This window comes from Halomonas sp. XH26 (assembly GCF_024138895.1).
Lineage (GTDB): Bacteria > Pseudomonadota > Gammaproteobacteria > Pseudomonadales > Halomonadaceae > Vreelandella > Vreelandella alkaliphila.
Genome location: NZ_CP071889.1, coordinates 973051 through 995312, shown reverse-complemented (window position 1 = coordinate 995312; position 22262 = coordinate 973051). Strand labels below are relative to the sequence as shown.

Here is a 22262-nt window from a genome sequence, read left to right as displayed (position 1 = left end):
CGGAAGGTACCCACATGACTCTCATCATGAGCTTGGTAGGCATGGTTACGCTGGTAACCATCGCACTTATCTTCTCTTACGACCGTAAATCAATTCGGCTGCGCACCGTGCTTGGCGCGTTTGCCATCCAGGCGGGTATTGGTGCATTTGTACTTTATGTGCCCTTTGGCCAAGCAGTCCTGCAAGCCATTTCGTCCGGCGTTAGCCAAGTACTGGTCTACGCCAATGACGGCATTGGCTTTCTGTTTGGCGGCTTAGCCGATGTCGATAACGTCGGCTTTGTTTTTGCCATAAAAGTACTGCCAGTGATTATCTTTTTTTCGTCACTCATCGCGGTACTTTACTACATAGGCATTATGCAGTGGGTCATTCGGATTTTAGGCGGCGCGCTGCAAAAAGCACTCGGCACTTCTCGCACCGAATCGCTTTCTGCCACGGCAAATATCTTTGTTGGCCAAACCGAAGCGCCGCTGGTGGTACGTCCGTTTATCGCTCGCATGACGCCTTCTCAGCTATTTGCAGTGATGTGTGGTGGCCTGGCATCGGTGGCTGGTTCGGTACTGGCGGGCTACGCCGCCTTGGGTATTCCGATGGAATACTTGGTCGCCGCTTCGTTTATGGCGGCACCGGGTGGCCTACTGTTCGCCAAATTAATCATGCCTGAAACTCAAGACGCGACCGATAGCGACAGCGTTTCTAAAGTAGAAGAAGAGCTTAAAGAGCAGGAAGACAAACCCGCCAACGTATTGGATGCAGCAGCAGCGGGCGCTACGTCAGGCATGAAACTTGCCGCCAACGTCGGTGCCATGCTGCTCGCGTTTATTGCACTTATTGCCCTGATTAACGGTATTCTAGGCGGCATTGGCGGTTGGTTTGGCTTTGAATCGCTCAGCCTTGAACTGATTCTCGGCTGGCTATTTTCACCGCTTGCCTTCTTACTTGGCGTCCCTTGGGAAGAAGCCACCCTGGCGGGTTCGTTTATCGGTCAAAAACTGGTGGTGAATGAGTTTGTGGCCTTTATCAACTTGGCTCCCTACATTGATGGAGAACAGGTGGTGGCCGCCACGGGTCAAATGATGACTCCACACACCATGGCGATTCTTTCCTTTGCGTTATGTGGCTTTGCCAACCTGTCATCCATTGCTATTTTGCTAGGCGGCTTAGGCAGCATTGCCCCTACACGCCGTAAAGAGATTGCCCGTTTTGGCGTGAAGGCCGTATTGGCCGGTACACTCTCTAACCTAATGTCGGCCTCAATTGCAGGCTTCTTTATTGCGTTGAGTAGCGCCACGGCTTAACGCAGCGAGCACGACACTTTGCAACGGGCGCTGCTGTTTTCACGCAGGGCCCGTTTTGTCTTTTATTAATTTACGAGAATTCCATGACTGCGACTGCCTCCTCTCAGCACACTCAAGCCCAACTTACCCAAGCTGCCCGTCAAGCACTCACCCTCATGGATCTAACGAGCCTGAACGACAGCGACACCGATAGCACGATTGAAGCGCTCTGCCAGCAACTTAAAACACCCTTTGGCAACCCAGCAGCGGTATGCGTTTATCCGCAATTTGTGGTTACCGCGCAGCGGGCACTAACCGCTCACAAGCTCAATGACCACGTTAAAATTGCCACGGTTACCAACTTTCCTGACGGTGGTGACGACGTCATGGGCGCTGCCCGTGAAACCCGCGACGCTGTCGCTTCCGGTGCCGATGAAGTCGATGTGGTCTTCCCCTACCGCGCATTGATGGCAGGCGATGAAGCAATCGGCCTAGAGCTAGTCGAAATGTGTAAAGCCGCTTGCGCTGGTCAAGCACGCTTAAAAGTCATCATTGAATCGGGCGTGCTCAAAGATCCCGCGCTTATCAAGCGTGCCAGTGAACTGGCGATTGAAGGCGGTGCTGACTTTATTAAAACATCGACAGGCAAGGTCGAAACAAACGCCACACTGGAAGCCGCTGAGATCATGCTCAACGCGATTAAAGCCAGCGGTGAAGATGTCGGGTTTAAAGCCGCCGGTGGCGTGCGCACCACTGAAGAAGCCGCCGAGTATCTAGCACTTGCTACGAACATTATGGGCGCGCAGTGGGTAACGCCTGAGCACTTCCGGTTTGGTGCCTCCAGCCTGCTGGGTAATTTATTGAATACGCTAAGCGGCGCCCCACAAACCGCACCGCTCGCCACTACTAACGGAGGCTACTAAATGTCATCTACCGCTTCTCATCACGCTCTCCTGCCCCAGGAACTGATTCGCCTGAAGCGCGATAGTCAGCCGCTACCCGCGGAAGAGATCAAAGCCTTCGTACAGGGCATTGCCGATGATCGCATCAGCGACGCCCAGATTGGCGCCTTCACCATGGCGGTGTTCTTAAACGGCATGAGCCGTGAAGAAGTCGTCGCCCTGACCACGGCGACCCGCGACTCGGGCCATGTCATGCAGTGGGACTCCCTCAACCTACCCGGCCCGATTGTCGATAAACACTCTACCGGCGGCGTTGGTGATTTAGTGTCGTTGGTGCTCGGCCCCTGGGTCGCCGCTTGCGGCGCCTTTGTGCCGATGATTTCCGGCCGTGGCCTTGGCCACACCGGCGGCACGCTGGACAAGCTGGAGTCAATCCCCGGTTACGATCCCTACCCAGCGCCGGAACGCTTTAGCAGTGTGGTGAAATCCACCGGTGTAGCGATTATCGGCCAAACCGGCAATCTAGCCCCCGCCGATAAACGCATTTACGGCGTGCGTGATGTGACCGCCACCGTGGAGTCCATTCCACTGATTACCGCCTCTATTCTGGGTAAAAAACTGGCCTCTGGTTTAGATGCCTTAGTGATGGACGTTAAGGTTGGCAGCGGCGCCTTTATGCCCACGCCGGAAAAATCCCGCGAGCTAGCTAAAAGCATCGCCAACGTGGCAACCCAAGCCGGCACCCCAACCACGGCCCTGCTCACCGACATGAGCCAGCCGTTGGCCCCTTGCGCTGGCAACGCAGTCGAAATTGTCGAGACCCTGGCCCTGCTGCGCGGCGAACGTGCCAACAGTCGCGTTATGCAGGTCACCCGCGAACTGGCGGTGGAAATGCTGATCGCTGGCAAACTGGTCAACAACCGTGAAGAAGCCCTAACTAAGCTGGAAAAAGCGCTCACCTCGGGTGCGGCAGCCGAAGTCTTCGCCCGGATGGTGCGCGAGCTGGGCGGCCCCGCCGACTTTATGGAACGCTCGGATAGCTACTTGGCCACCGCACCGGTCATTCAGCCGGTATACCCCGAGCAGAGTGGCATCGTACAGCGCATCGACACCCGTGCCGTCGGTATGAGCGTGGTCGAGCTGGGTGGTGGCCGCCTGCGCAACGATGCTAGCGTCGATCACAGCGTTGGTTTTAGCGATATTGTCGAGATTGGTGACCGAGTCGATAGCCAGCGTCCGTTAGCCATCGTTCACGCCCGCAGTGAAGATGCGGCCAAGCGTGCCGCTGCTCAGTTGCGTGCCGCCATGACGCTTAGCGAAGAGCCTGCCGCAGCGGACACACTGCTTCAAGACACCTTCCGAGGAGAAGCCTAATGCGTCGTGCGATTGTATTAGTCCTTGATTCGTTTGGGATCGGTAGCGCCCCCGATGCTGACAAATTCGGCGACCAGGGTGCTGACACCCTGGGCCACATCGCTGCCGCCTGCGCCCGCGGTGATGCTGATACCGCTGAGCGCTCAGGCCCCCTAAAACTGCCCAACATGGCGGCGCTAGGCCTGTTCCACGCCCACCGCGATGCAACGGGAAGCGTCGCCGAAGGCGTTAACTTGCCAGCTCAATTAACAGGTGCGTACGCCCACGCCAAAGAGATCTCCAGTGGCAAGGACACTCCCTCCGGCCACTGGGAAATTGCTGGCGTACCGGTGCGTTTTGACTGGGGTTATTTTCTTGATAAAACCAACAGCTTCCCCCTTGAACTGCTCGACGCCATCGTGCAAGAAGCCGGCCTCACTGGGGTGATTGGCAACTGCCACGCTTCGGGCACCGAGATCATCGCCCGCCTGGGTGAAGAGCACATAGCCACCGGCAAGCCAATTGTGTATACCTCGGCAGATTCGGTGTTTCAGATTGCCGCCCACGAGGAGCACTTTGGCTTAGAGCGTCTCTACGCGCTGTGCGAAACCGTACGCGAGCTTCTCGAGCCCTACAACATTGGCCGTGTGATTGCCCGCCCGTTTAACGGCGATGACAGCGCCAGTTTTGCCCGCACCGGCAACCGCCGCGACTACAGCGTTGAGCCACCCAGCCCCACCGTGCTGCAGAAACTGGCAGATGCGGGCGGCGAAGTGGTCTCGATTGGCAAGATCGCGGATATTTACGCGCATTGCGGCATTACCCATAAGGTCAAAGCCAGCGGCCACGACGCTCTGATGGAAGCCACGCTCGCCGAGGTAGCCCGCACCGCAAAAGAAACCAGCGACCGAACCACTATGATCATGACCAACTTTGTTGATTTTGATTCGGTTTACGGCCACCGCCGTGACGTGCCGGGCTACGCCGCCGCGCTTGAGCATTTCGATGCCCGCCTGCCGGAACTGCTTGCCGCACTGAACGATGATGACCTGTTGCTGCTCACCGCCGACCACGGTTGCGACCCCAGCTGGGAAGGCACCGAACACACCCGCGAATATGTGCCAGTGATGGTACATGGCGCAGGGTTTTCCTCCGGCCCGCTAGGCGAGCGCGACACTTTTGCCGATATCGGCCAGACATTAGCCGCCTTCTTCGCCGTTGAAGCGATGGAAGACGGCAAGAGCTTTTTGCCCAACGCTGCCTGAACCGCAGCGTTTAGCGAATTAATCTGATTAAAAAACGATCAATAGGAGCGTTTTATGGCAACACCACATATCAATGCTGAAATGGGCGATTTCGCTGATACCGTTCTGATGCCTGGCGACCCACTACGCGCCAAGTACATCGCCGACACCTACCTGGAAAATGTTCGCCAGGTCAACGATGTACGCAGCATGTTCGGCTACACCGGCACTTACAAGGGCCGCGAAATTTCGGTCATGGGCCACGGCATGGGCATTCCGTCGGTGTCTATTTATGCCAAAGAGCTGATTACCGACTACGGCGTTAAGTCGATTATTCGTGTAGGTTCCTGCGGCGCGGTGCGCGACGACGTCAACGTACGTGACGTGGTTATTGGCATGGGTGCCTGCACAGATTCCAAAGTGAACCGCATGCGCTTTAATGACCACGACTTCTCGGCCATCGCTGACTTTGAGCTTACAAGCCACGCCGTTGCTGCCGCCAAGGCGCAGAATGTGCCAGTAAAAGTCGGCAATATTTTCTCAGCGGATCTGTTCTACAACCCGCAGACCGACATGGCTGAACTGCTCAAGCGCTACGGCATCGTGGGTGTGGAAATGGAAGCGGCAGGCCTTTACGGCGTGGCAGCAGAGTTTGGTGCTCGCGCACTAACCATCTGCACGGTGTCCGACCATATCCTGAAAGGCGAGTCGCTCTCCAGCGCCGACCGTCAGACCACCTTCAACGACATGATGACGATTGCGCTAGACACCGTATTGCGTGACGACGCTGCTAAGGCCTAATAGCCATTGATGAGGATAACGCCATGAGCCAAGCGGATCAGGCACTGGTTGACACGCTGCTGACCACTTTGGGCAACGCTTATGCGCCCTACTCCAACCACCCAGTCGCCGCGGTGATGGAGTGCCCGGATGGCCAGCAGTTTGCAGGCGCTAACGTAGAAGTGGCGCACTACAAAGGGCTGTGCGCGGAAGCCTCAGCGATTTCCGCCATGATCACCGCTGGCCAGCGTGAGCTTGCCAAGGTGTACGTGATGGGACCAGGCGAGCACCTGTGCACACCCTGTGGCGACTGCCGCCAGCGCATCCGTGAATTCGCCACCCCAGAAACGCAAATCATGGTGCTTTCTCACCAGGGCGGCGTGCTGAAAACCTACACTATGGAAACACTACTGCCCGATGCCTTCGGCCCCGAGCAACTGCCACCGCGCTAAGTGTTCAGGCTGTTTCCCGCAGTACCAGCGTCACCGGCAGCGATACATGCCGGGGCGCTTTGTTTGCTAGCGCTTCGCCCAACAGCTCCACACTCATTGCCGCAATTGCTGCAATATCTTGGCGAATGGTGGTTAACCCAGTGGCAAGGGTTGGCAGGTCATCAAAGCCGGTCACTGCGACTTGGTGAGGCACGTCGACTCCCCTGTCTTCTAGCGCAGCGACGCAGCCCAGCGCCAGCTCGTCGGTGGCGCATACTAGCGCATCAAATGGCAGCGTTTGGCCAGTTGTGATCTGCGCCAACGCGCGATTTAAATAACGATAGCTGGTCAGTGAGTCTGAGCTGAATCGATGTGGCAGGCTAATTAGTTGCTCACAGAGTCCAGCCTCATCAAGCGCCCGTCGGTACCCCTCTAAACGGCTGTGAGGACGCGGTATTTCCAACTCACCGCCAACAAAGGCGAGCTGTCGACGCCCTTGCGCGATGAGGTGGTGCGTCATTTCATAAAACCCTTGAGCATCATCCGGTGCGACCGAAAAACCTCGCCCTGGGTTGCCAATGCGCACAAAAGGCACGCCAGCGCCTTCTAGCAAGGTAGGGCGCGCATCCTCAGAGGTTTCCCCCAGTAGAATAGCCGCGCCCGCCCGTTCTGGAAGCTCGGCAGTTTGATCGTGGTGGAAAAAGATCGGCACCATGCCCTGCTGGTGCAGTGCCACAGTTAAGTGCTGATACAGCAAAATATAGTAGGGACGCAGCTCTATATCCTGGCGTCCCAGGGAAATTCCTACCACTGCGGCCTTGCCACTAATCAGTTGCCTGGCCGCTGCGCTGGGCTGGTACGCTACCTCGCGGCTGATGGTAAGAATTTTTTCCCGCAACGCGTCGCTTAGCCCTGGCTTACCATTAAGTGCCCGACTGACCGAAGCAATGGATACATCGGCCCGCCGGGCTATTTCGCGTATGGTCGCCGTTTGAGCGCTCTGTTTGGTCTGTTTCATGCCATGCCTCAGCGATTCGGCCTATGATTGTGCCAAAAATTGTGCCGAAAATCGCTGAGCATTGCGGCAAATCCAGCTACCAACCACGCCTACCTATACGGGCAAGCTCACTATCGAGCTGCTGAATTGCTTGTTCGGGGGAAATATCACCGGATAGGGCGTCATGCACACGGTTGAACACGGCGTTAGACACCCGCGGATACGCTTCTCCAGTAACGCTCGCAGGACGTGGCACACCGTTCATAACGGTTTCATAAAGTTCGCCAATAAACGGATGGGCTTCCAGCACCTCGGCATTTTCATAGAGCACAGGCCGCGTCGGGTTTCGACCAAACTCAATGGCGTGAGCTTTCTGTTGCTCTTCAGCGGCGAGATAAGCCACTAGGTCGGCGGCGATGTCAGGGTGCTCTGAATAGCGCGAAACCGCCCAGTTCCAGCCGCCAAGCGTCGCGACAGACTGCCCTTCGGACCCGCGGGGTAACGGCGCGACGCCAAACTTGCCTTGAATGGGCGTGCCATCTGCCTGCCCCAACGACCAGACATAAGGCCAGTTGCGCATAAACACGGCATTACCCGCCTGGAACACCCCACGTGCTTCTTCTTCCATGTAATTGCGCACACCCTCAGGGCTAATATCACCCACCCAAGAGGCTGCTAGCGTGATGGCCTCTACGGCTTGGGGATTATCTATGGTGACTTGCCCATCGGCATCCACAAAAGTGCCGCCACCGTAGCTGGCTATCCACTCCAACGCATTCGTGGTCAGCCCCTCATAAGCTCGCCCCTGAAACACAAACCCATGCATGCGCGCATTACCTGCGTCGCGCTCAGCCTGCTGGATACGCCGCGCAGTATCAGTCAACGCCTGCCAAGTTGCTGGTACGTCGGCAGCGTATTTGTCCAACAAGTCCTGCCGGTAATAGAGCAAGCCTGCATCCGTAAACCACGGCAACGCCACCAGCTTGCCCTGCACGGTATTGTTATCCATCAGCGAGGGAATAAAGCCGTCAGCCGCGCCTTCCGGCAGGTAGTCGTTTAGGTCAACCAAATGGTCGGCAAGTAGCCCTGGCCACACAATATCCACCATCAGCACATCCACATCTTGCGATTGGCTGCCTAATAGTTGCTGATAAAGCGACAACTTCTCAGTGGGTGATGCCGGGGTGGTGACGATATTCACTTGGTGACCATTAGCATCGGCCCACCGTTCTGCCAGGGTTGGGCAAAAATCTGCTGCCCCACCATCGCCACAGGCAATGGTAATTTCAGCCGCCATGGCAGGTAGCGTTGCGGGCAGCAGGGCAAACAGTACCGCTGACGAGCGCAGGTAATAACGCATAGCATTCACCTCTATTGTTATTGGTAGGTAGGGAGCTAGTTAAAGGGTCGAGCCATCCACCTAGCTGGCAATCGCTAGGCTGCGGTCTTCCTGGCTTGATACGAAACAGGCATCGAGCACGGTTTGAATCGCCGCGCCGCGGGCAAAATCCGGTTGATCGTTATTCCCACTGCGAATGCTCTCGACGAAGCGCTGGTAAATACTCGGCGTGGACGGTGCTTTCACAGTGCTCCAGCGAGCGGGATGTACATCATCATCGAGGCATACCTGCACGTCATCTTTTGAGGCGTCCAGGTCAATACGAATCGCGCCTTTATCGCCGTGCACGCTCAGCGCCAACGAGTTGTGATGCCCTGTTGCCCAGCGAGTGGCCTGAATAGTGCCCCTCGCACCATTGGCAAATGTCACCCTCATCAGCGCCGTATCATTGGCATCCAGCACATACTCACCAATACGATTGTCTTGAGCTTTTTCAAAGCAGGTTAACTCGCAGTTAACTCGGGTAATGTCGCCAACGGGGAAGCTGGCAAAGTCGACAATATGCACACCAACATCGCCTAATACGCCTTTGCTGCCGTGGGCTTCAGAAAGCCGCCACAGCCACTGGCTATCTTCATTCCAGCGCCCCCAGGCGTTACTCACCAGCCAACTTTGCCTATAACTGGCATCGACATGACGAACTTGACCAATCGCCCCTCCCGCAATCAGCGCCCGCGCGTGCTGAATCGCTGGGGCATCGCGGTAGCTTAGGTTGACCATGTTGATCACGTTTGCGGCCTTAGCAGCGGCCGCCATTTCACGGGCATCTTGTGCATTTGTCGCCAGCGGTTTTTCACACAAAATATGCTTACCTGCGGCAATGGCGGCCAGCGACGTGGCTTTGTGAACACCATCTGGGGTGACGTTACTTACCGCGTGGATATCATCCCGAGCCAACATGGCCTCCAGGTCTTGATACACGTCGGCAATGCCATGATGCTCTGCAAACGCCTGGGCTTTGGCAAGGTCTCGGTCGCACACAGCAACCACTTCGATGCCTTCAAGACGGCCAAAATGCTTGGCGTGCTCGCCAGCCATGCTGCCTGCACCAATTATCGCTAAACGGATCATTTAAAGCCCTCCTCGCCGGGTTTATGCAGGCTTTCGCCTTTAATCTCGACCGGATTAGGCGCTTGGTCAGCGGGTACATTAGGGCAACTGTCGATCCATCGCGAGCCTTCCGGGCGTGCCCAGTTCACGGCGTTTTTCAACACGGTTTTCACCTGGGCATCGTAATAAATCGGATAGGTTTCATGCCCAGGACGGAAGTAGAAAATCTTGCCGTTGCCACGTTTGTAGGTAAGGCCGGAGCGGAACACTTCGCCCCCCTCAAAGGCACTGATAAAGATCACTTCATCAGGATTGGGCACCGCAAACGGTTCACCGTACATTTCGGTATGGGGCAGCTCGATATAGTCCCCCAGCCCTTGAACAATCGGGTGACCCGGGTTCACTACCCACAGCCGTTCCCGCTCGCCCGCTTCACGCCACTTGAGTGAACACGTAGTTCCCATTAAGCGCTTAAAAATTTTCGAGTAGTGCCCCGAGTGCAGCACAATCAAACCCATGCCCTGGAGTACGCGTTTTTGAACGCGATCAACCGTCTCCTCTAACACATCGCCATGGGCGGCGTGGCCCCACCATAGCAGCACATCGGTGCTTTCAAGCGTTGCTTCGCTCAAGCCTTGATCAGGATCCTGCAGCGTCACGGCAGAGGCATTTATGCCTTCCGCTTCGTTTAAACCTTCGGCGATGCACTGGTGCATGCCCTTAGGGTAAATACGCGCCACGACATCATTGGTTTGCTCGTGGACGTTTTCTCCCCATACGGTCACGTTAATGCTCATACATTCTCCTGCGAAATAAAACATCTTCAAAAATGACCTACGAGGCTTAAAGTAAACGTTTACTTGCAAAGAGTAAACGTTTACTTAAATACAACTTTAGTCGCCTTTTACGAGCAAAAAGAGTGCGCATTAGCGCCCACAAAAAAGCCCGCTGCACTAAGCAACGGGCTGTTTAGATAAGAAACACAGCGTATTAGAAGTAGCCCGCTCCACGAGGCATCATGCCAAGGTGATTTTCAACACTCTTGACGCCCTGGGTATTTTCAGCCGCTACGGTTACCGCTTGCTTCTGTTCTACAGACTCTACTAGCCCCCAAATCTCTACGTTTCCGCCATCGACAATCACACTAAAGCTTTCGGTTCGTACGCCGGTGTTATTGTCGATCTCTTTAAGAATGGCTTCACGGATAGAGCGGTCATCCTCCGGCGACTGAGTGGGCGCTACAACCGCGTTAGCAATCCCTTGAAGTAGGTTTGCGCGACTGACAATACCGACGAGCTTACCGTCTCGCACCACTGGCACCCGCTTGATGTGATGCTTTTCCAGCAAACGAGCAATGCTATGCAGCGGTGCATTTTCTTCGACAGTTAGTGGCTTGGAGGTCATTACCTCATGCGCCTTACGCCCATGGGATTTAATATATGTCCCCGCGTCTTTACCGCCACTGAAGAGCGAGAGCCACCAAGAGCGGTTATCATCCGTTTCATCTTTCACTCGACGCATCAAATCGCCTTCACTCACGATACCCAACACTCTACGCTCATCATCGACGACCGGTACGGCACTAATGCGGTTTTCGAGTAGCAACTGAGCTATATCGCGCACGTTTGCGTCGGGCCCTACACACACCACGTTGGGTGTCATAATGTCGATAGCTTGCACAGTATCCTCCAGGCGACAGGGTCGCAGTCGCAAATTATATTGCTCACCTTTGAGACTAGTGTGCTACTAGTGATTTCGCTATGCAGGCTCGGTCTCAGTGCCAGTCTATTGATCCAACGCAGTTTATTTGCTGGTTTTCTCTACACTTTCCTCAGCGACTTTCTCGACATCGACAATGCCAGAACGGCTCACAACCACTTTCCAGCGAGCTAGGTAGGTTGTGTCCTCACTACCCGTCTCACGAATGACCAAGTTAAACAGGTGACGTCTCTCGACACTTTCTCTAACGGCCTGACCTTCCTTCAGACGGTAAATGAAGTGCTTCTCTTTGCTCATTAAGCGCGTCAGCATGGAAAGATCGATATGCAGCGTTTCACGGGTATGCTCATAACCGCTTAAAAAACGGGTAGGCGACATACGCGAGCTGGAACGATAGTGAAGTACTTCTTCTTCACGCTGAGCGACCGTGCGGCGGCGCATTTGCTGGATATCAGCATCTAGTGCGGCATAGCGCTTATAGTCGAACCACTCTAACTGCCGGCCCACCGATTGATTGCGTGTGGGGTCGATATATTGCCGCCGCCACTTTGGCCTCCCACGCCGCAGCCAGCGCCATAACGTGTTACGCAGATCGTCTTTAAACACTTCCCGCATCGCATAAAGCAGCGCCAACGCCAATACAAACAACGCAGTGACATCGCCCAGCACACTTCGCAAGTGGAGCACACCAAGCGATACAAAGGTCATTACCACTGCCGTCGCCAACGCTTTTACTGCCTTCTGCTCGCCGCTCCCAAGCTCTAGAGCACGCTGTTTGAGCGTAATGGGATGCTCTATAAGCCGCCTTAGCAAGCGCATTTTATTCGACATCCGAGTGGGGTCTTCCATCACCCGTTCAGCGTTATACTCTTGCTCTTTTCGATAGTCGCTTTCACGCTGGCAGACGATGATAAAGCGACGCTTTATCTCACTAAACTCGCCGCCACGAGGCATATGCGCTACCAATGCCAGCAGTTGCTGCTCGGTAAACCAGGAAAGGTAATTATCGATGTTGGCAAAGTATTTATAGAGCCGCTCGTCGGTGGGCGAATTGCGCCGCAACCGTTTAAGAATGCCGTCACTCAAATCGCTCATTTCATACAGTTGGTCACGGAGCGCATCGGCAAGCTCTTGAAGCTCGCCGCTCTCCTGGCGCTGATCGCTAGTGGCATGGCGTAGTTTTCGGGCGCTGACCAGCATTGCCTGAGTCGTTCGCTCTAACGCCCCAACATATTGATAAGCATACAAACTTAAACTTAATCGATAGGAATCACTGCCTAACTGATTACGGCTCGCTAAACGGCTATGGACCAACGGTAAATGGTACTCATCACTGTAGTAAGTGCGTGAAACGCTGATCGCGCCGTGATAAAACGCCTCTTCTGAAATGACATGGGTGCTAAGCCCAAGCTCTTTGGGCACAAATAGGTAAACATCGAGCGTGTGCGACGTTTCTTCCTTGAGCCGCCGAGTGAGCCTCAGCTGGAAGCTATTTTTACGCTCAACATTGATCACCTAACGAATCTCCTACTTCATTGCGTAACGCGATGATATACCATGGCCAATCATTATCAGGATGGCCGTTAAAGCACTTCTGCGGTTAACCTCTTTGCCTTGGAGCCAGGGAATGTCCATTGCCCGTTTTTCACCCTTTGAGCTGTTGCTGCTAAAGAGCCGCAGCCAAGTGGATACGGCAACACTACTACTGTTAGCCTGGGTGCTTGTACATCGCCAGCAGGTGTCTGAAGGCCAGCGGCGACGCCGACTGGCTCAAGTCACCGCACAATTTCGTCACGGACACGAACTTGGGCCGGTGATGAGCATTGCCCATAGTCAAGACCTTCGAGCTATTCAGTTAGCGGCCGAGGTTGTGCGCAAAGAGTGCTCCAATGAGCGCAGTCTCAGCATACTTTACCAAGCGATCACTGTAGCCACCGACGATGGCGAGCTATCTCTGAATAACCATTACATTCTGGGCTTTCTCGCTGATTTGCTAAATGTCACACCTGCCACATTCAGCACTCTCTTTCATGAGTTAACGGGCAAGCCACTGCAATCAGCAGAGGACCCCAGTCGAGATGCTTATTGGCAGGTGCACGATCCAGAATATCACGCGCGCAAGGCACGTGATGCACACGCGGCTGAGCAGAAAGCAAAAGAGGCCGAAGAGCGCCAGCGTGCTAATAAAGAACAACAGCAACAAAAGCAGCAGAATAAACAACGCCAACAGGAAGAAGCACACCGCGAGAAGGCAAAACAGCAGCAGGCCAAGCAAGAACAGAACAAGCGGGAACAGAACAAGCGGGAACAGAACAAACAACAAGAGCGCCGCAAACGCCAAGAACAGACCCAGCAGCAAGAGCGTCAGCGCTGGCAACAAGAGCAAAAGCGTCAGGAAGAAGCCCGTCGCCAACAGCGGGAGCGACCCTCTTCACCACCTGATCGAAACACACGGGCGCTGGCAGTATTAGGACTGACACCAGGGGCTAATCGTGCCGATATCCGCCGTGCCTATCGCCGAATGGCGCAGCTACACCACCCTGACCGTTTCTATTCGGGTAGTGAACATCAAATAGCGCTGGCATCAACGCGTTTTCAGCGTATCAAAAGTGCCTACGATTATTTGATGCAAAATACCTGATTAGCCTACTGTTAACGATTAAGGGCAGAGCACCCAAACCGACAGTGAGTATCGACTCGAACATTATGCGCGATTTGTATCAACGACTGACACTAACACCCGACGCGAGCGATCAAGAAATCAATAGCGCGGTGGCCCGCTGCCCAAACAGCGCGTTGCGCCAGGATGCTGAAACCGTACTTGGTGTTGCAGAACATCGCGACGCTTATAACAAGCTCCACAAAACCGTCAGCGACATAGGACAACTGCGGGCAAGACTTGGACTCACCCACGCTGCTCACTGGCAAGGCGATGTAGCCAACGACTTTTCCCTACCACCTGATCATGCTATTTCGCGCCATGACGAGCTGATTGATCGCGTCAGTCTTGCGATATCGCTTTATAACCGCTGGAGGCGTTTCAAAGGCCCGTGGCTACTCGTCGCCCTGTTCACCATTGGTGCTAGCATAGGTCTCGCCTTTGGGCTCGCCTTGGGCCTTGGGCTTAGCATAGGTTGATGGCTCTGCCCGCTCGCGCTCATCTCGGCGGGTTTCAGCTTCTGTCGGGCGCGGAGCAGGTTTTGGCGGCGCTGGCCGCTTTCGCGGGCTATCCCCGTCTTCATCACTGATCTTCCCTCCCCTGCTCTTGTCACCCGGCTCATCGAGCGTGAAATCCGTGCCGGTGCGCTCTTTTCCCGTAGGCTCTTCTCTCGCAGTCTCATCGGGCATACGATCTTGCCGACGATTTTCTGAACGCGCCTCCATGCTGACACTGAGACGCGGTACGCCCAGATCGATTTCCTGCGCTTCCATGCGTTGCTTCAATAGCAAGTTAAAGGCACGCGATACGTCCCACTGCATTTCTGGTGCTGTGCGAAAACGCATGCGCAAAATAGGGCAACCATCTTCAAAGCCCTGTACACCCTGCATTTCTAAAGGTGACCAAATATAGTGACGCATCATAGGGTCTTTGCGTAACTCTTGTGCTGTCTCTTGCATCAGCGTAATTGCATCATCGATTTTCATCGCATAAGGGATACGAATCCGCATTAGCGCAATACCGAATTGGCGCGACATGTTATGAATCGACTCAATACGGCTAAAGGTAATGATATGGACAACCCCATCTAAATCACGCAGCTTTACAGTACGTAGCGTTAAGCCCTCAACAGTCCCCATATGGCCATTAATCTGAACGAAGTCATCCACCGCCAGGGAGTCTTCAATCAGAATAAAAATCCCGGTGATTAAATCCTGCACCAACGTTTGAGCACCAAAACCAATCGCCAGACCGATGACACCCGCACCCGCGAGTAGTGGTGTAACATTAACGCCAAGATTTGCTAACCCGGCAATCACCGCAATAATCAAAATCGTCACAAAAATAACATTACGAATCATCGGCGTAATGGTTTGCGCCCGGGCTTGATTCACTCGCCTACCGCGAGAACGCGCGGGTGACGTTAGCGCCCGTTGAATAGCCGTATCAGCAAAGATCCATACCAGCCAAGCCAGCAGAATAGTTGCCCCTAGACTTACCAATGCTTGACCAATGCGGGCACTGGCTACCGCTTGCTGACCAAGGCCAAACAGCGAACCGCCCCAAACCTGCATAAACAGTTCAGCGAATACCATCCAGGCGCACAGGTGGGCAAGTACAAAGCCGAAGCGCTCTAAACGCTTACGATATTGGCTGTAACGACGGCGATGACGGCGTTTACCCAAGCGCTCTGACTGACGTCTCAACAAGCCCGTCACCACTAACGTCAACACTAATAAGCTTGCCGAGATAATCGAGCGCGCAAGCGCTGTACCCACATCGCCCACGGTGATAAAGATCGCCAATAATGAGCCACCCACCATCAGCAGCGCAGGAATATGCCAGAGGCCGCCCAGCGCACGGACCATCTCAACGGCGGCACTCGCATCACGGCGCTGCTTGTAAGGGCGGTTACAGATCAAATGACGAACAGGTCGTTTAAACTTAAAGATAAAGCGCGCCGACAGCAGCGCAGCCAACATATTCGCAAGCACAGACACTAAGCTGGAAAGCTCACTACCCAGCAACTCAACCAAGCGGGTGGAGTTAACTGCATCGCCCAAAGCGATTAATGCGCCAATCACAAACAGACCACGCAAGGCTTTTTGTTGCAGCACCTGTACCGCTGTAAAACGATGGCCGCGGCTGAAAAACGCAATGACCGTTTCAATCACCACCGACAACGCACGACCACACACACAAACGTAAGCCACAACCAATACAACCGCTCGGCCTGGGCTGTAAGGTAATATCTGCCCAATCCCTAGCGTAATCGCGAATGACAGTGCCCAAGGCAGCATGCGACGTAAAAAGTGCACCGCCAATAACCATGCTTTCGGGTCTCGAGGCAAATCAAGCGGCCATTCTCGTCGTGTGGCGATCAAACGCCCAAACGCAATCATAACGACCAGCAGCGTCCCCCAAATAACACCGAGGACGGCGCCTTCAGCCACTGCGCGTAACGCCTCCCCCTGGTCAGCACCATCATTTAATGCGCGTAAATCCTCAGCCCCTTGAACCAACTGTCGTGACCATTCATCAACCGGCGAATCGCCAGCCTGAGCCTGCTCGCCAATATCGGTCAGCGTATCGGCTAATGCGCCCAGCAGGCCTTGATGAACGATTTTGTCCTCTTCGCTAGCCTCGGTGGCAAGCTGCAATTCACGCAGAGAGTCGAGCAGCGCTCTACGCTGCTCTTCATTCTCCAGCATTGCAATCACATCGCTAAGCGAGCTTTGGAAGCGTTCACTACTGACACTCTGCTCTTCTGATGCATCACTGCCTCCCCCCAGGCTTGGCAGAGAAACGCTCTGCGCCTGAGCGAAGGTCATCACACCTATGAGTAGCGTCAAAAAAACGCCTAACACGATATTGATTGTCCAGTGCTGTCGCACGCTTGACTCCCGAAAATGAACTGACATAACACGCCGATTAGTGAGCGTTTACTTAACTTTATACTCTCAGCCTTAATGCGTGACTGTGATAGGCTGTTGGCTTAAACGTTCACCTCAAGGATACCGAGATGACGCTGCAAGCTCCTCCTAACCGTACCAATAGTGATGGAAAAACAAGGCGTGTCGGTGTGGAAATCGAATTCGCCGGACTTCCGCCGCATGATACCGCTGAACTGGTACGCGAGCTATTTGGGGGTGAGCTTAACGTGGTAAGTCCCCATCGGCTACTCGTTGAAGCGACTCGATGGGGCAAGTTCGGTATTGAGCTGGATACCCAGTATGCTCATCCTGATAAAACGTTACTTGAAGAACACCATGAAAGCGACAGTGAATGGGCACGCCAGCAGCGCCATCGGCGAATAGAGTTCCATCAAAAAACCCGTGAACTAATTGGCGACATGGTGACGGGCTTAGTGCCTACTGAAATTGTCTGTCCGCCGATTCCCTGGAATGAGCTAGAGGAACTAGACCAGTTATTTGGTGCTCTGCGTGACAAAGGCGCGAAAGGCACCGATGCCAGTTTACTCTACGGATTTGGCTTGCATCTAAATCCTGAAGTAGAACGGTTTGACGTTGGTTACCTTCTGGCCATGATGCAAGCGTACTTGCTGCTCGCCAGCTGGCTGCGCGATGAGATCAAAGTCGACATTACCCGTGAAGTACTGCCTCACGCCAATCCATTTCATAAAGAGTACGCCCTAAAAGTCCTGGACTCTGGTTATCAGCCTGATTTAGATACGTTTATCGATGACTATCTGCACTACAACCCAACGCGTAATCGAGAGTTAGACCTACTGCCGCTGTTTGCGCACCTGCGTCCTGACCATCCCCATGAGCTGCTTCATAGCCAGCTCACTAAACCACGCCCAACGTTTCATTACCGGCTACCCAATGCGCAGCTTTCTCAGCCCAGTTGGGGGTCAGTTGTGGAGTGGAATCGCTGGGTTGAGGTAGAAAAGCTAGCCGCAAACAGTGACGTGCTGCGTGCTCGCTGCGATGAGTATATTGCTGAACACAGCCAACCGTGGTGGAAACGCTGTAAAGCGAAGCTGCTTGGCCTATTGAAGTCATCCTAAACACACTGCCTTAGTGAGAACGTGCCAGCATGTCTCGACCGCTTATTGGGATTACAACCTCTGATCAAAAAAGCCATCTAGCGTGGTGGTTTGACTGGTTCGCCGTATGGCGACATGGCGGCCAACCGCTTCGCTTGTCCCCTTCACGCCCCTTACCTGCCCACCTTGACGGGCTAATTATTGGTGGCGGCGATGATATTCAAGCACATCTTTACGGCGGCGAAGTACAGCTGGATGTGCGGCTAGACCCAGCCCGCGATGAACTAGAGCTCAATCTACTCGGCCGATTTATTCCGCAAAATACTCCTGTATTGGGAATTTGCCGGGGGGCGCAGCTAATCAACGTCCATTTAGGTGGCACCCTCGACCCTGATATTTACACCACCCATGAAGGTCTGAAACGACGGCGTACTGTGCTACCGCGTAAGACAGTAGATATTGTCGGAGGTAGCAAGCTTTATCAGCTATTAGGCGTCACATGGTGTCGCGTGAATAGCCTGCACCATCAGGCGGTCAATCAAGCAGGTGGCGGCATCAATATTGTCGCCCGCGACCGAGACGGGCTAGTCCAGGGAATTGAGTCGACAAAACATGATTTTTTGATTGGCGTGCAATGGCATCCCGAGTGGCTTATTTTCAACCGCCCCCAGCAGCGTTTAATTAGTGCACTGGTGGCGGCAGCGAAACAAGGTGCAGGTTAGAAACCTGCGTACCGCCTCTGGCTAGCCTTTTAAGGCTGCCAGCGCGGCCTCATAATCAGGCTCATTTTTCAGCTCGCTTACCAACTCACTGTGCAACACGCGGTTGTCTGGATCGAGCACTACCACGGCACGGGCGCACAATCCTTCCATTGCACTATTAGCCAATGCGACACCCCAAGCTTCTTGGAACTCTCGATGGCGGAAGGTAGACAAGGTTTCAACGTTATCTAACCCTTCTGCACCGCAAAAGCGCTTGGCTGCAAATGGCAGGTCAGCAGACACGACCAGTACAACGGTATTATCCAATTGCGAGGCCAGTTCATTGAACCGTCGAGTAGACACCGCACAAGTGGGCGTATCCACACTGGGGATAATATTCAGTACTTTGCGCTTGCCCGAATAAGTATCGAGGGTAACATCTTCTAAATTGGTATTGGTGAGCGTCATCAGCGGAGCAGTTTGACCTGGAGCAGGTAGCATCCCTGCCACATCCATGGGCTCGCCAGCACGCGTTATCTGTTGCATATTAGGCTCCTGGTATGGATTGACCTGTCAAGGGCACGGTTATCTTTCGTTCATTCGGTTGTCCTCAATGCCTAGGGGTCAGGAAGCGAAGGGCTATCTGCGACGGTGGATCTCTCTGGTATTCGTGGGTTGGTTACCGACCTGTCATCACTTCGTCGCGGAGCTACCCTGCTCTACAAGCGAGGGTCACCCAGCCCCAGAGGGCGGGGCCTCATAGGAGGGCCAGGGGTTCTCCCACCGGCCCGACGCTCCCTGACACCTAGACACTGGAACGTGATAGTCATGCGGTTGCCCGGCTTCCGTGCGGTTTGCCCATAGCCTCACAGGCAATCGCCCACATAAACCCCGTCAATTCGCGCGCGACGGCGGTGATAACCTGCTGCTTCATCTTGCCCGTGGCCGCCAATCGACGGTAACGTCCGCAGAGTCGTTTCTGTGCTTCCCAGGCGATTGCCTGCACCGTCGGCGTGGTCTGCTCGGCTCGCTTCTCAATAATGCGCGTCTTGCGCGCGGGGAAGCGATAGCTCCAGGCGGCCTCCACCAACACACGACGCACATGACCATTACCCGTTTTAGTGATGCCTCCCTGTCGGCGACTACCGCCACTGGAGTGCTCGCTGGGCACTAGTCCCAGGTAGGCCATCAGTTGCCGCGGTGAGTCGAACCGGCTGATATCACCCAGCTCGGCCAGCACTGTCATGGCGGTAATCAGGCTGATCCCACGCATCGCCATTAGCGACCGAACCACCGAGGCCAGTGACCACTCCATTAACGCCGCTTCCATTTGCTTCTCTAACCCTGCAACGCGTCGTTGAGCCTCTCTCACGGCCTCAATGTACTCCTGTAGCACGATCTGCTGAATCCGATTATCGAAGCGGACGGTCTCGAGCCAGCGAAAATGAACCGGTATCCACTTACTTTTGCCAGTGTAGACCTTGCCGTGGCGTAGCAAGAATGCGCTCAGACGTTGACGTGCTTTAAGCTCAATGGCCTTCATATCCTCACGGGCACGTGTCAGATCACGAATGGCTTCCTGCTCGGGCGTGGGCACCCAGACCGGCGTGAGTTCGCCAGCACGTGAGAGACGGGCCAGCATGACGGCGTCTCGTCGGTCGGTCTTGACGCGATCTCCCGCACGACGAGGAATCAGTGATGGGGCAACCACTTCGCCATCATGGCCGCTGGCCTGAATCTGGTGATAGAGGCCGTAACCACAAGGGCCAGCCTCATAACTGAACAACAGAGGCTGCCCGTTGAACCGCTGGCTGAGCTGGCGAATCATCTTGTCAATGGCCTTGGATTCGTTAGGAATCTCGCCACGAAACTCGGGCTCGAGCCGCCCCGCCTCGGCGATAGAGACGGCAATGGTGGCCTTGTGCACATCCAGGCCGATATAAGCGGCATGGACGTTGCCAGCGCCGCTACGGCGTTCACCAAAGGACGGTTGATTTACGCTAGACTGTTTCATGACCTGCCTCCCTTAATAGTGGCTCTGCGTTGTTGCCTCAACCTCAACATAACCCACGAAGTTGAGGAGGGGCAGGTCAATCCATCATGTCTAATATAAAGCTAAAAAGGTGTATGGTGAGGGCTACCACCTTACAGGGCAATGCCCTGATTGGGCTAACCTTTCCTCTCTAACCTTTCTTCGCTAACCTTACCTCTGACAGGACAACGAGAACGCCATGACCTCTTTAGTCATTATCAAAACCGGTGACGCCTTCCCTGAAGTGGTCGACCAATACGGTGATTTCGAGCAACTCTTTATCAATCAGTTTTCAACGGCACTGCCGACACATCTGTCACTCAAGGTTTGGGATGCACGCAAACAAGGTGTTCCTCCTTCACCCACCTCATTCGCCGGCATTATGCTCACGGGTTCCCACAGCATGGTGAGCGAACAGGAGCCGTGGAGCGAGGCGCTAAAACCTTGGCTTGAGCAAGCGTTAGCCGAGAACGTCCCTATGCTTGGCGTGTGCTATGGTCACCAGTTGATGGCGTCAGCATTCGGGGGCATTAGCGATTACCACCCTGCTGGAAGAGAATCAGGAACGCGCAATGTTCGGCTTACCCAAGCAGGCCATCAAGACCCCCTGTTTAGCAAACTGCCCACACACTTCTCGGCTCACCTGACCCACGCCCAGTCCGTCATGCAGTTGCCACCCAACGCCACGGTGTTGGCGCATAACAACCACGATGCTCATCAAGCATTACGTTATGGCCCCCGCCAATGGAGCGTGCAGTTTCACCCAGAGTTCACCCGACCAGTGATGCATGCTTATATCGAGCGCCAGAAAGCCGCATTGCGCGACCAAGGTGAAAATCCTGACGCTCTCATTGACGCGATCACCGACACTCAAGCGGCCTCTAGCCTACTGCGCCACTTCCTACGCTTTACGTAAGCCGCTTTTGGTCGCGTCTTGATGCAAGCCGATCCGCTAATCGCGTGGGTTCTGGTAACTTGGTGCGTCCTAAACAGCGCACCACCCAGTCAAGCGATGTTTCAAGGGATAATCGATGCCCTGGCGACACGAACACCGGTTTCACATTTTCCCGCGAGCGTAGCACGGCACCAATAACGTCGTTACCTGATGTTAGAGGCACCCAATCCCCCCGCGTGTTTCCCACCTCTGCATGCTGCCCCGTCAAGCGGGACTTAGCGATGCCGATCGTCGGTAAATTTAGCCACAGCCCCAGGTGGGCAGCGACACCAAGCCGCCGAGGATGTGCAATCCCCTGCCCATCGACCATTACCAGCTCTGGTGTGATCGTCAGCTTAGCGAAAGCTTCCAGAGCGGCTGGGATCTCGCGAAAAGAGAGCAGACCAGGAATATAAGGCATCCGCGTTGGCTCACGATGAACCACCTGCTCTACCACAGCCAAATGCTGTGTGCTGTCAGGCTGCCACGCTAAAACGACGACCGCCGCCCGAGTGATATCACCACCCGCTTCAAACCCAATATCGACCCCAGCAATGTGGTGCACAGAACCGATACGATCAGTGAATTCAAGTCGTTTCGCCAGCTCTGTTTGCAGCGCTACGGCCTCTTTTGGAGCTAAATTCCAGTCATGTAGCGGTGCGTCCATGCAGCCTCCTTTTACTGAACCATCATCATACTAACGTAGCTCAACTTCCCAGCTGCAATGACAGGCAAAAAAAATCCCCTTAAGCCGCAGGGCGTAAGGGGATAGAAC

General features: G+C 54.7%; 21 protein-coding genes. 11 read left to right on the top strand and 10 right to left on the bottom strand.

Annotated features, from left to right (window positions below; translation table 11 throughout):
• Window positions 1-14: 14 nt before the first annotated feature.
• The 6 genes from J4377_RS04570 (at window position 15) to cdd (ending at window position 6008) form a co-directional block, all read left to right on the top strand.
• Complete coding sequence (locus tag J4377_RS04570; RefSeq protein WP_038482121.1) at window positions 15-1298, top strand: NupC/NupG family nucleoside CNT transporter; 1284 nt, start codon at window positions 15-17, stop codon at window positions 1296-1298.
• 83 nt (window positions 1299-1381) lie between these two features.
• Window positions 1382-2200 (top strand): deoxyribose-phosphate aldolase, encoded by an 819-nt coding sequence (gene deoC / locus J4377_RS04565; RefSeq protein WP_253487073.1) that lies wholly within the window; start codon window positions 1382-1384, stop codon window positions 2198-2200.
• Window positions 2201-3553: a thymidine phosphorylase gene (gene deoA / locus J4377_RS04560; protein WP_083001712.1), complete on the top strand. Its 1353-nt coding sequence runs from the start codon at window positions 2201-2203 to the stop codon at window positions 3551-3553.
• Complete coding sequence (locus J4377_RS04555; protein WP_253487071.1) at window positions 3553-4797, top strand: phosphopentomutase; 1245 nt, start codon at window positions 3553-3555, stop codon at window positions 4795-4797. Before deoA ends, J4377_RS04555 begins: the two co-directional genes overlap by 1 nt.
• 54 nt (window positions 4798-4851) lie before the next feature.
• The gene (gene deoD, locus J4377_RS04550; RefSeq protein ID WP_038482109.1) at window positions 4852-5577 is read left to right on the top strand and encodes a purine-nucleoside phosphorylase; all 726 of its coding nucleotides are present in this window, start codon (window positions 4852-4854) and stop codon (window positions 5575-5577) included.
• 23 nt (window positions 5578-5600) lie between these two features.
• Window positions 5601-6008 (top strand): cytidine deaminase, encoded by a 408-nt coding sequence (gene cdd / locus J4377_RS04545; protein ID WP_038482106.1) that lies wholly within the window; start codon window positions 5601-5603, stop codon window positions 6006-6008.
• A 4-nt stretch (window positions 6009-6012) separates the two neighbouring features.
• On the opposite strand, the gene J4377_RS04540 is transcribed toward cdd, so the two are convergent.
• The 6 genes from J4377_RS04540 to J4377_RS04515 all read right to left on the bottom strand — a co-directional run bounded on the left by J4377_RS04540 (window position 6013) and on the right by J4377_RS04515 (window position 12667).
• Window positions 6013-7005, bottom strand: coding sequence for a LacI family DNA-binding transcriptional regulator (locus J4377_RS04540; RefSeq protein ID WP_038482103.1), 993 nt, complete (start codon window positions 7003-7005; stop codon window positions 6013-6015).
• Between the two features lie 76 nt (window positions 7006-7081).
• Window positions 7082-8344 carry an ABC transporter substrate-binding protein gene (locus J4377_RS04535; protein ID WP_120385586.1) on the bottom strand — a complete coding sequence of 421 codons (1263 nt, stop codon included), beginning with the start codon at window positions 8342-8344 and terminating at the stop codon, window positions 7082-7084.
• Window positions 8345-8404: 60 nt separating this feature from the next.
• Entirely contained in the window at window positions 8405-9454 is a 1050-nt protein-coding gene (locus tag J4377_RS04530; RefSeq protein WP_253487069.1) for a Gfo/Idh/MocA family protein, read from the bottom strand.
• On the bottom strand, window positions 9451-10230 hold the full coding sequence (locus tag J4377_RS04525) for a ThuA domain-containing protein (RefSeq protein ID WP_095602516.1): 780 nt from the start codon (window positions 10228-10230) through the stop codon (window positions 9451-9453). Before J4377_RS04525 ends, J4377_RS04530 begins: the two co-directional genes overlap by 4 nt.
• Before the next feature lie 193 nt (window positions 10231-10423).
• Complete coding sequence (locus J4377_RS04520) at window positions 10424-11113, bottom strand: CBS domain-containing protein (protein WP_120385588.1); 690 nt, start codon at window positions 11111-11113, stop codon at window positions 10424-10426.
• Window positions 11114-11236: 123 nt separating this feature from the next.
• The gene (locus tag J4377_RS04515) at window positions 11237-12667 is read right to left on the bottom strand and encodes a hypothetical protein (protein ID WP_089038882.1); all 1431 of its coding nucleotides are present in this window, start codon (window positions 12665-12667) and stop codon (window positions 11237-11239) included.
• Between the two features lie 112 nt (window positions 12668-12779).
• Between J4377_RS04515 and J4377_RS04510 the strand changes: the two genes are divergently transcribed.
• Window positions 12780-13793: a J domain-containing protein gene (locus tag J4377_RS04510; RefSeq protein WP_253487067.1), complete on the top strand. Its 1014-nt coding sequence runs from the start codon at window positions 12780-12782 to the stop codon at window positions 13791-13793.
• 65 nt (window positions 13794-13858) lie between these two features.
• Window positions 13859-14290, top strand: coding sequence for a hypothetical protein (locus tag J4377_RS04505; protein WP_253487065.1), 432 nt, complete (start codon window positions 13859-13861; stop codon window positions 14288-14290).
• Here J4377_RS04505 and J4377_RS04500 read toward each other — a convergent pair.
• Window positions 14207-16705: a mechanosensitive ion channel family protein gene (locus J4377_RS04500; RefSeq protein ID WP_038482079.1), complete on the bottom strand. Its 2499-nt coding sequence runs from the start codon at window positions 16703-16705 to the stop codon at window positions 14207-14209. The genes J4377_RS04505 and J4377_RS04500 overlap by 84 nt on opposite strands.
• A 128-nt stretch (window positions 16706-16833) precedes the next feature.
• Between J4377_RS04500 and J4377_RS04495 the strand changes: the two genes are divergently transcribed.
• The gene (locus tag J4377_RS04495) at window positions 16834-17841 is read left to right on the top strand and encodes an amidoligase family protein (RefSeq protein ID WP_038482076.1); all 1008 of its coding nucleotides are present in this window, start codon (window positions 16834-16836) and stop codon (window positions 17839-17841) included.
• A 29-nt stretch (window positions 17842-17870) separates the two neighbouring features.
• Entirely contained in the window at window positions 17871-18542 is a 672-nt protein-coding gene (locus J4377_RS04490; protein ID WP_038482073.1) for a gamma-glutamyl-gamma-aminobutyrate hydrolase family protein, read from the top strand.
• 21 nt (window positions 18543-18563) lie between these two features.
• Here J4377_RS04490 and tpx read toward each other — a convergent pair whose 3' ends face one another.
• Together tpx and J4377_RS04480 are read right to left on the bottom strand one after the other, a co-directional pair.
• Entirely contained in the window at window positions 18564-19067 is a 504-nt protein-coding gene (gene tpx / locus J4377_RS04485) for a thiol peroxidase (protein ID WP_253487064.1), read from the bottom strand.
• A gap of 280 nt (window positions 19068-19347) precedes the next feature.
• Complete coding sequence (locus J4377_RS04480; protein ID WP_231658611.1) at window positions 19348-20535, bottom strand: IS110 family transposase; 1188 nt, start codon at window positions 20533-20535, stop codon at window positions 19348-19350.
• Between the two features lie 217 nt (window positions 20536-20752).
• On the opposite strand from J4377_RS04480, the gene J4377_RS04475 reads away from it, so the two are divergent.
• On the top strand, window positions 20753-21469 hold the full coding sequence (locus tag J4377_RS04475) for a glutamine amidotransferase (protein WP_253487062.1): 717 nt from the start codon (window positions 20753-20755) through the stop codon (window positions 21467-21469).
• Here the strand turns inward: J4377_RS04475 and nfi are convergent.
• Complete coding sequence (gene nfi / locus J4377_RS04470) at window positions 21462-22154, bottom strand: deoxyribonuclease V (RefSeq protein ID WP_038482065.1); 693 nt, start codon at window positions 22152-22154, stop codon at window positions 21462-21464. The genes J4377_RS04475 and nfi overlap by 8 nt on opposite strands.
• Window positions 22155-22262: the final 108 nt, after the last annotated feature.

Coding starts and splice junctions, on each gene's coding strand:
- J4377_RS04495 (WP_038482076.1), top strand. CDS start 16,834: ATGACGCTGCAAGCTCCTCCTAACCGTACCAATAGTGATGGAAAAACA.
- J4377_RS04535 (WP_120385586.1), bottom strand. CDS start 8,344: ATGCGTTATTACCTGCGCTCGTCAGCGGTACTGTTTGCCCTGCTGCCC.
- J4377_RS04530 (WP_253487069.1), bottom strand. CDS start 9,454: ATGATCCGTTTAGCGATAATTGGTGCAGGCAGCATGGCTGGCGAGCAC.
- J4377_RS04505 (WP_253487065.1), top strand. CDS start 13,859: ATGCGCGATTTGTATCAACGACTGACACTAACACCCGACGCGAGCGAT.
- J4377_RS04525 (WP_095602516.1), bottom strand. CDS start 10,230: ATGAGCATTAACGTGACCGTATGGGGAGAAAACGTCCACGAGCAAACC.
- J4377_RS04490 (WP_038482073.1), top strand. CDS start 17,871: ATGTCTCGACCGCTTATTGGGATTACAACCTCTGATCAAAAAAGCCAT.
- tpx (WP_253487064.1), bottom strand. CDS start 19,067: ATGCAACAGATAACGCGTGCTGGCGAGCCCATGGATGTGGCAGGGATG.
- J4377_RS04570 (WP_038482121.1), top strand. CDS start 15: ATGACTCTCATCATGAGCTTGGTAGGCATGGTTACGCTGGTAACCATC.
- J4377_RS04540 (WP_038482103.1), bottom strand. CDS start 7,005: ATGAAACAGACCAAACAGAGCGCTCAAACGGCGACCATACGCGAAATA.
- deoC (WP_253487073.1), top strand. CDS start 1,382: ATGACTGCGACTGCCTCCTCTCAGCACACTCAAGCCCAACTTACCCAA.
- J4377_RS04510 (WP_253487067.1), top strand. CDS start 12,780: ATGTCCATTGCCCGTTTTTCACCCTTTGAGCTGTTGCTGCTAAAGAGC.
- deoD (WP_038482109.1), top strand. CDS start 4,852: ATGGCAACACCACATATCAATGCTGAAATGGGCGATTTCGCTGATACC.
- J4377_RS04475 (WP_253487062.1), top strand. CDS start 20,753: ATGACCTCTTTAGTCATTATCAAAACCGGTGACGCCTTCCCTGAAGTG.
- nfi (WP_038482065.1), bottom strand. CDS start 22,154: ATGGACGCACCGCTACATGACTGGAATTTAGCTCCAAAAGAGGCCGTA.
- deoA (WP_083001712.1), top strand. CDS start 2,201: ATGTCATCTACCGCTTCTCATCACGCTCTCCTGCCCCAGGAACTGATT.
- J4377_RS04555 (WP_253487071.1), top strand. CDS start 3,553: ATGCGTCGTGCGATTGTATTAGTCCTTGATTCGTTTGGGATCGGTAGC.
- cdd (WP_038482106.1), top strand. CDS start 5,601: ATGAGCCAAGCGGATCAGGCACTGGTTGACACGCTGCTGACCACTTTG.
- J4377_RS04480 (WP_231658611.1), bottom strand. CDS start 20,535: ATGAAACAGTCTAGCGTAAATCAACCGTCCTTTGGTGAACGCCGTAGC.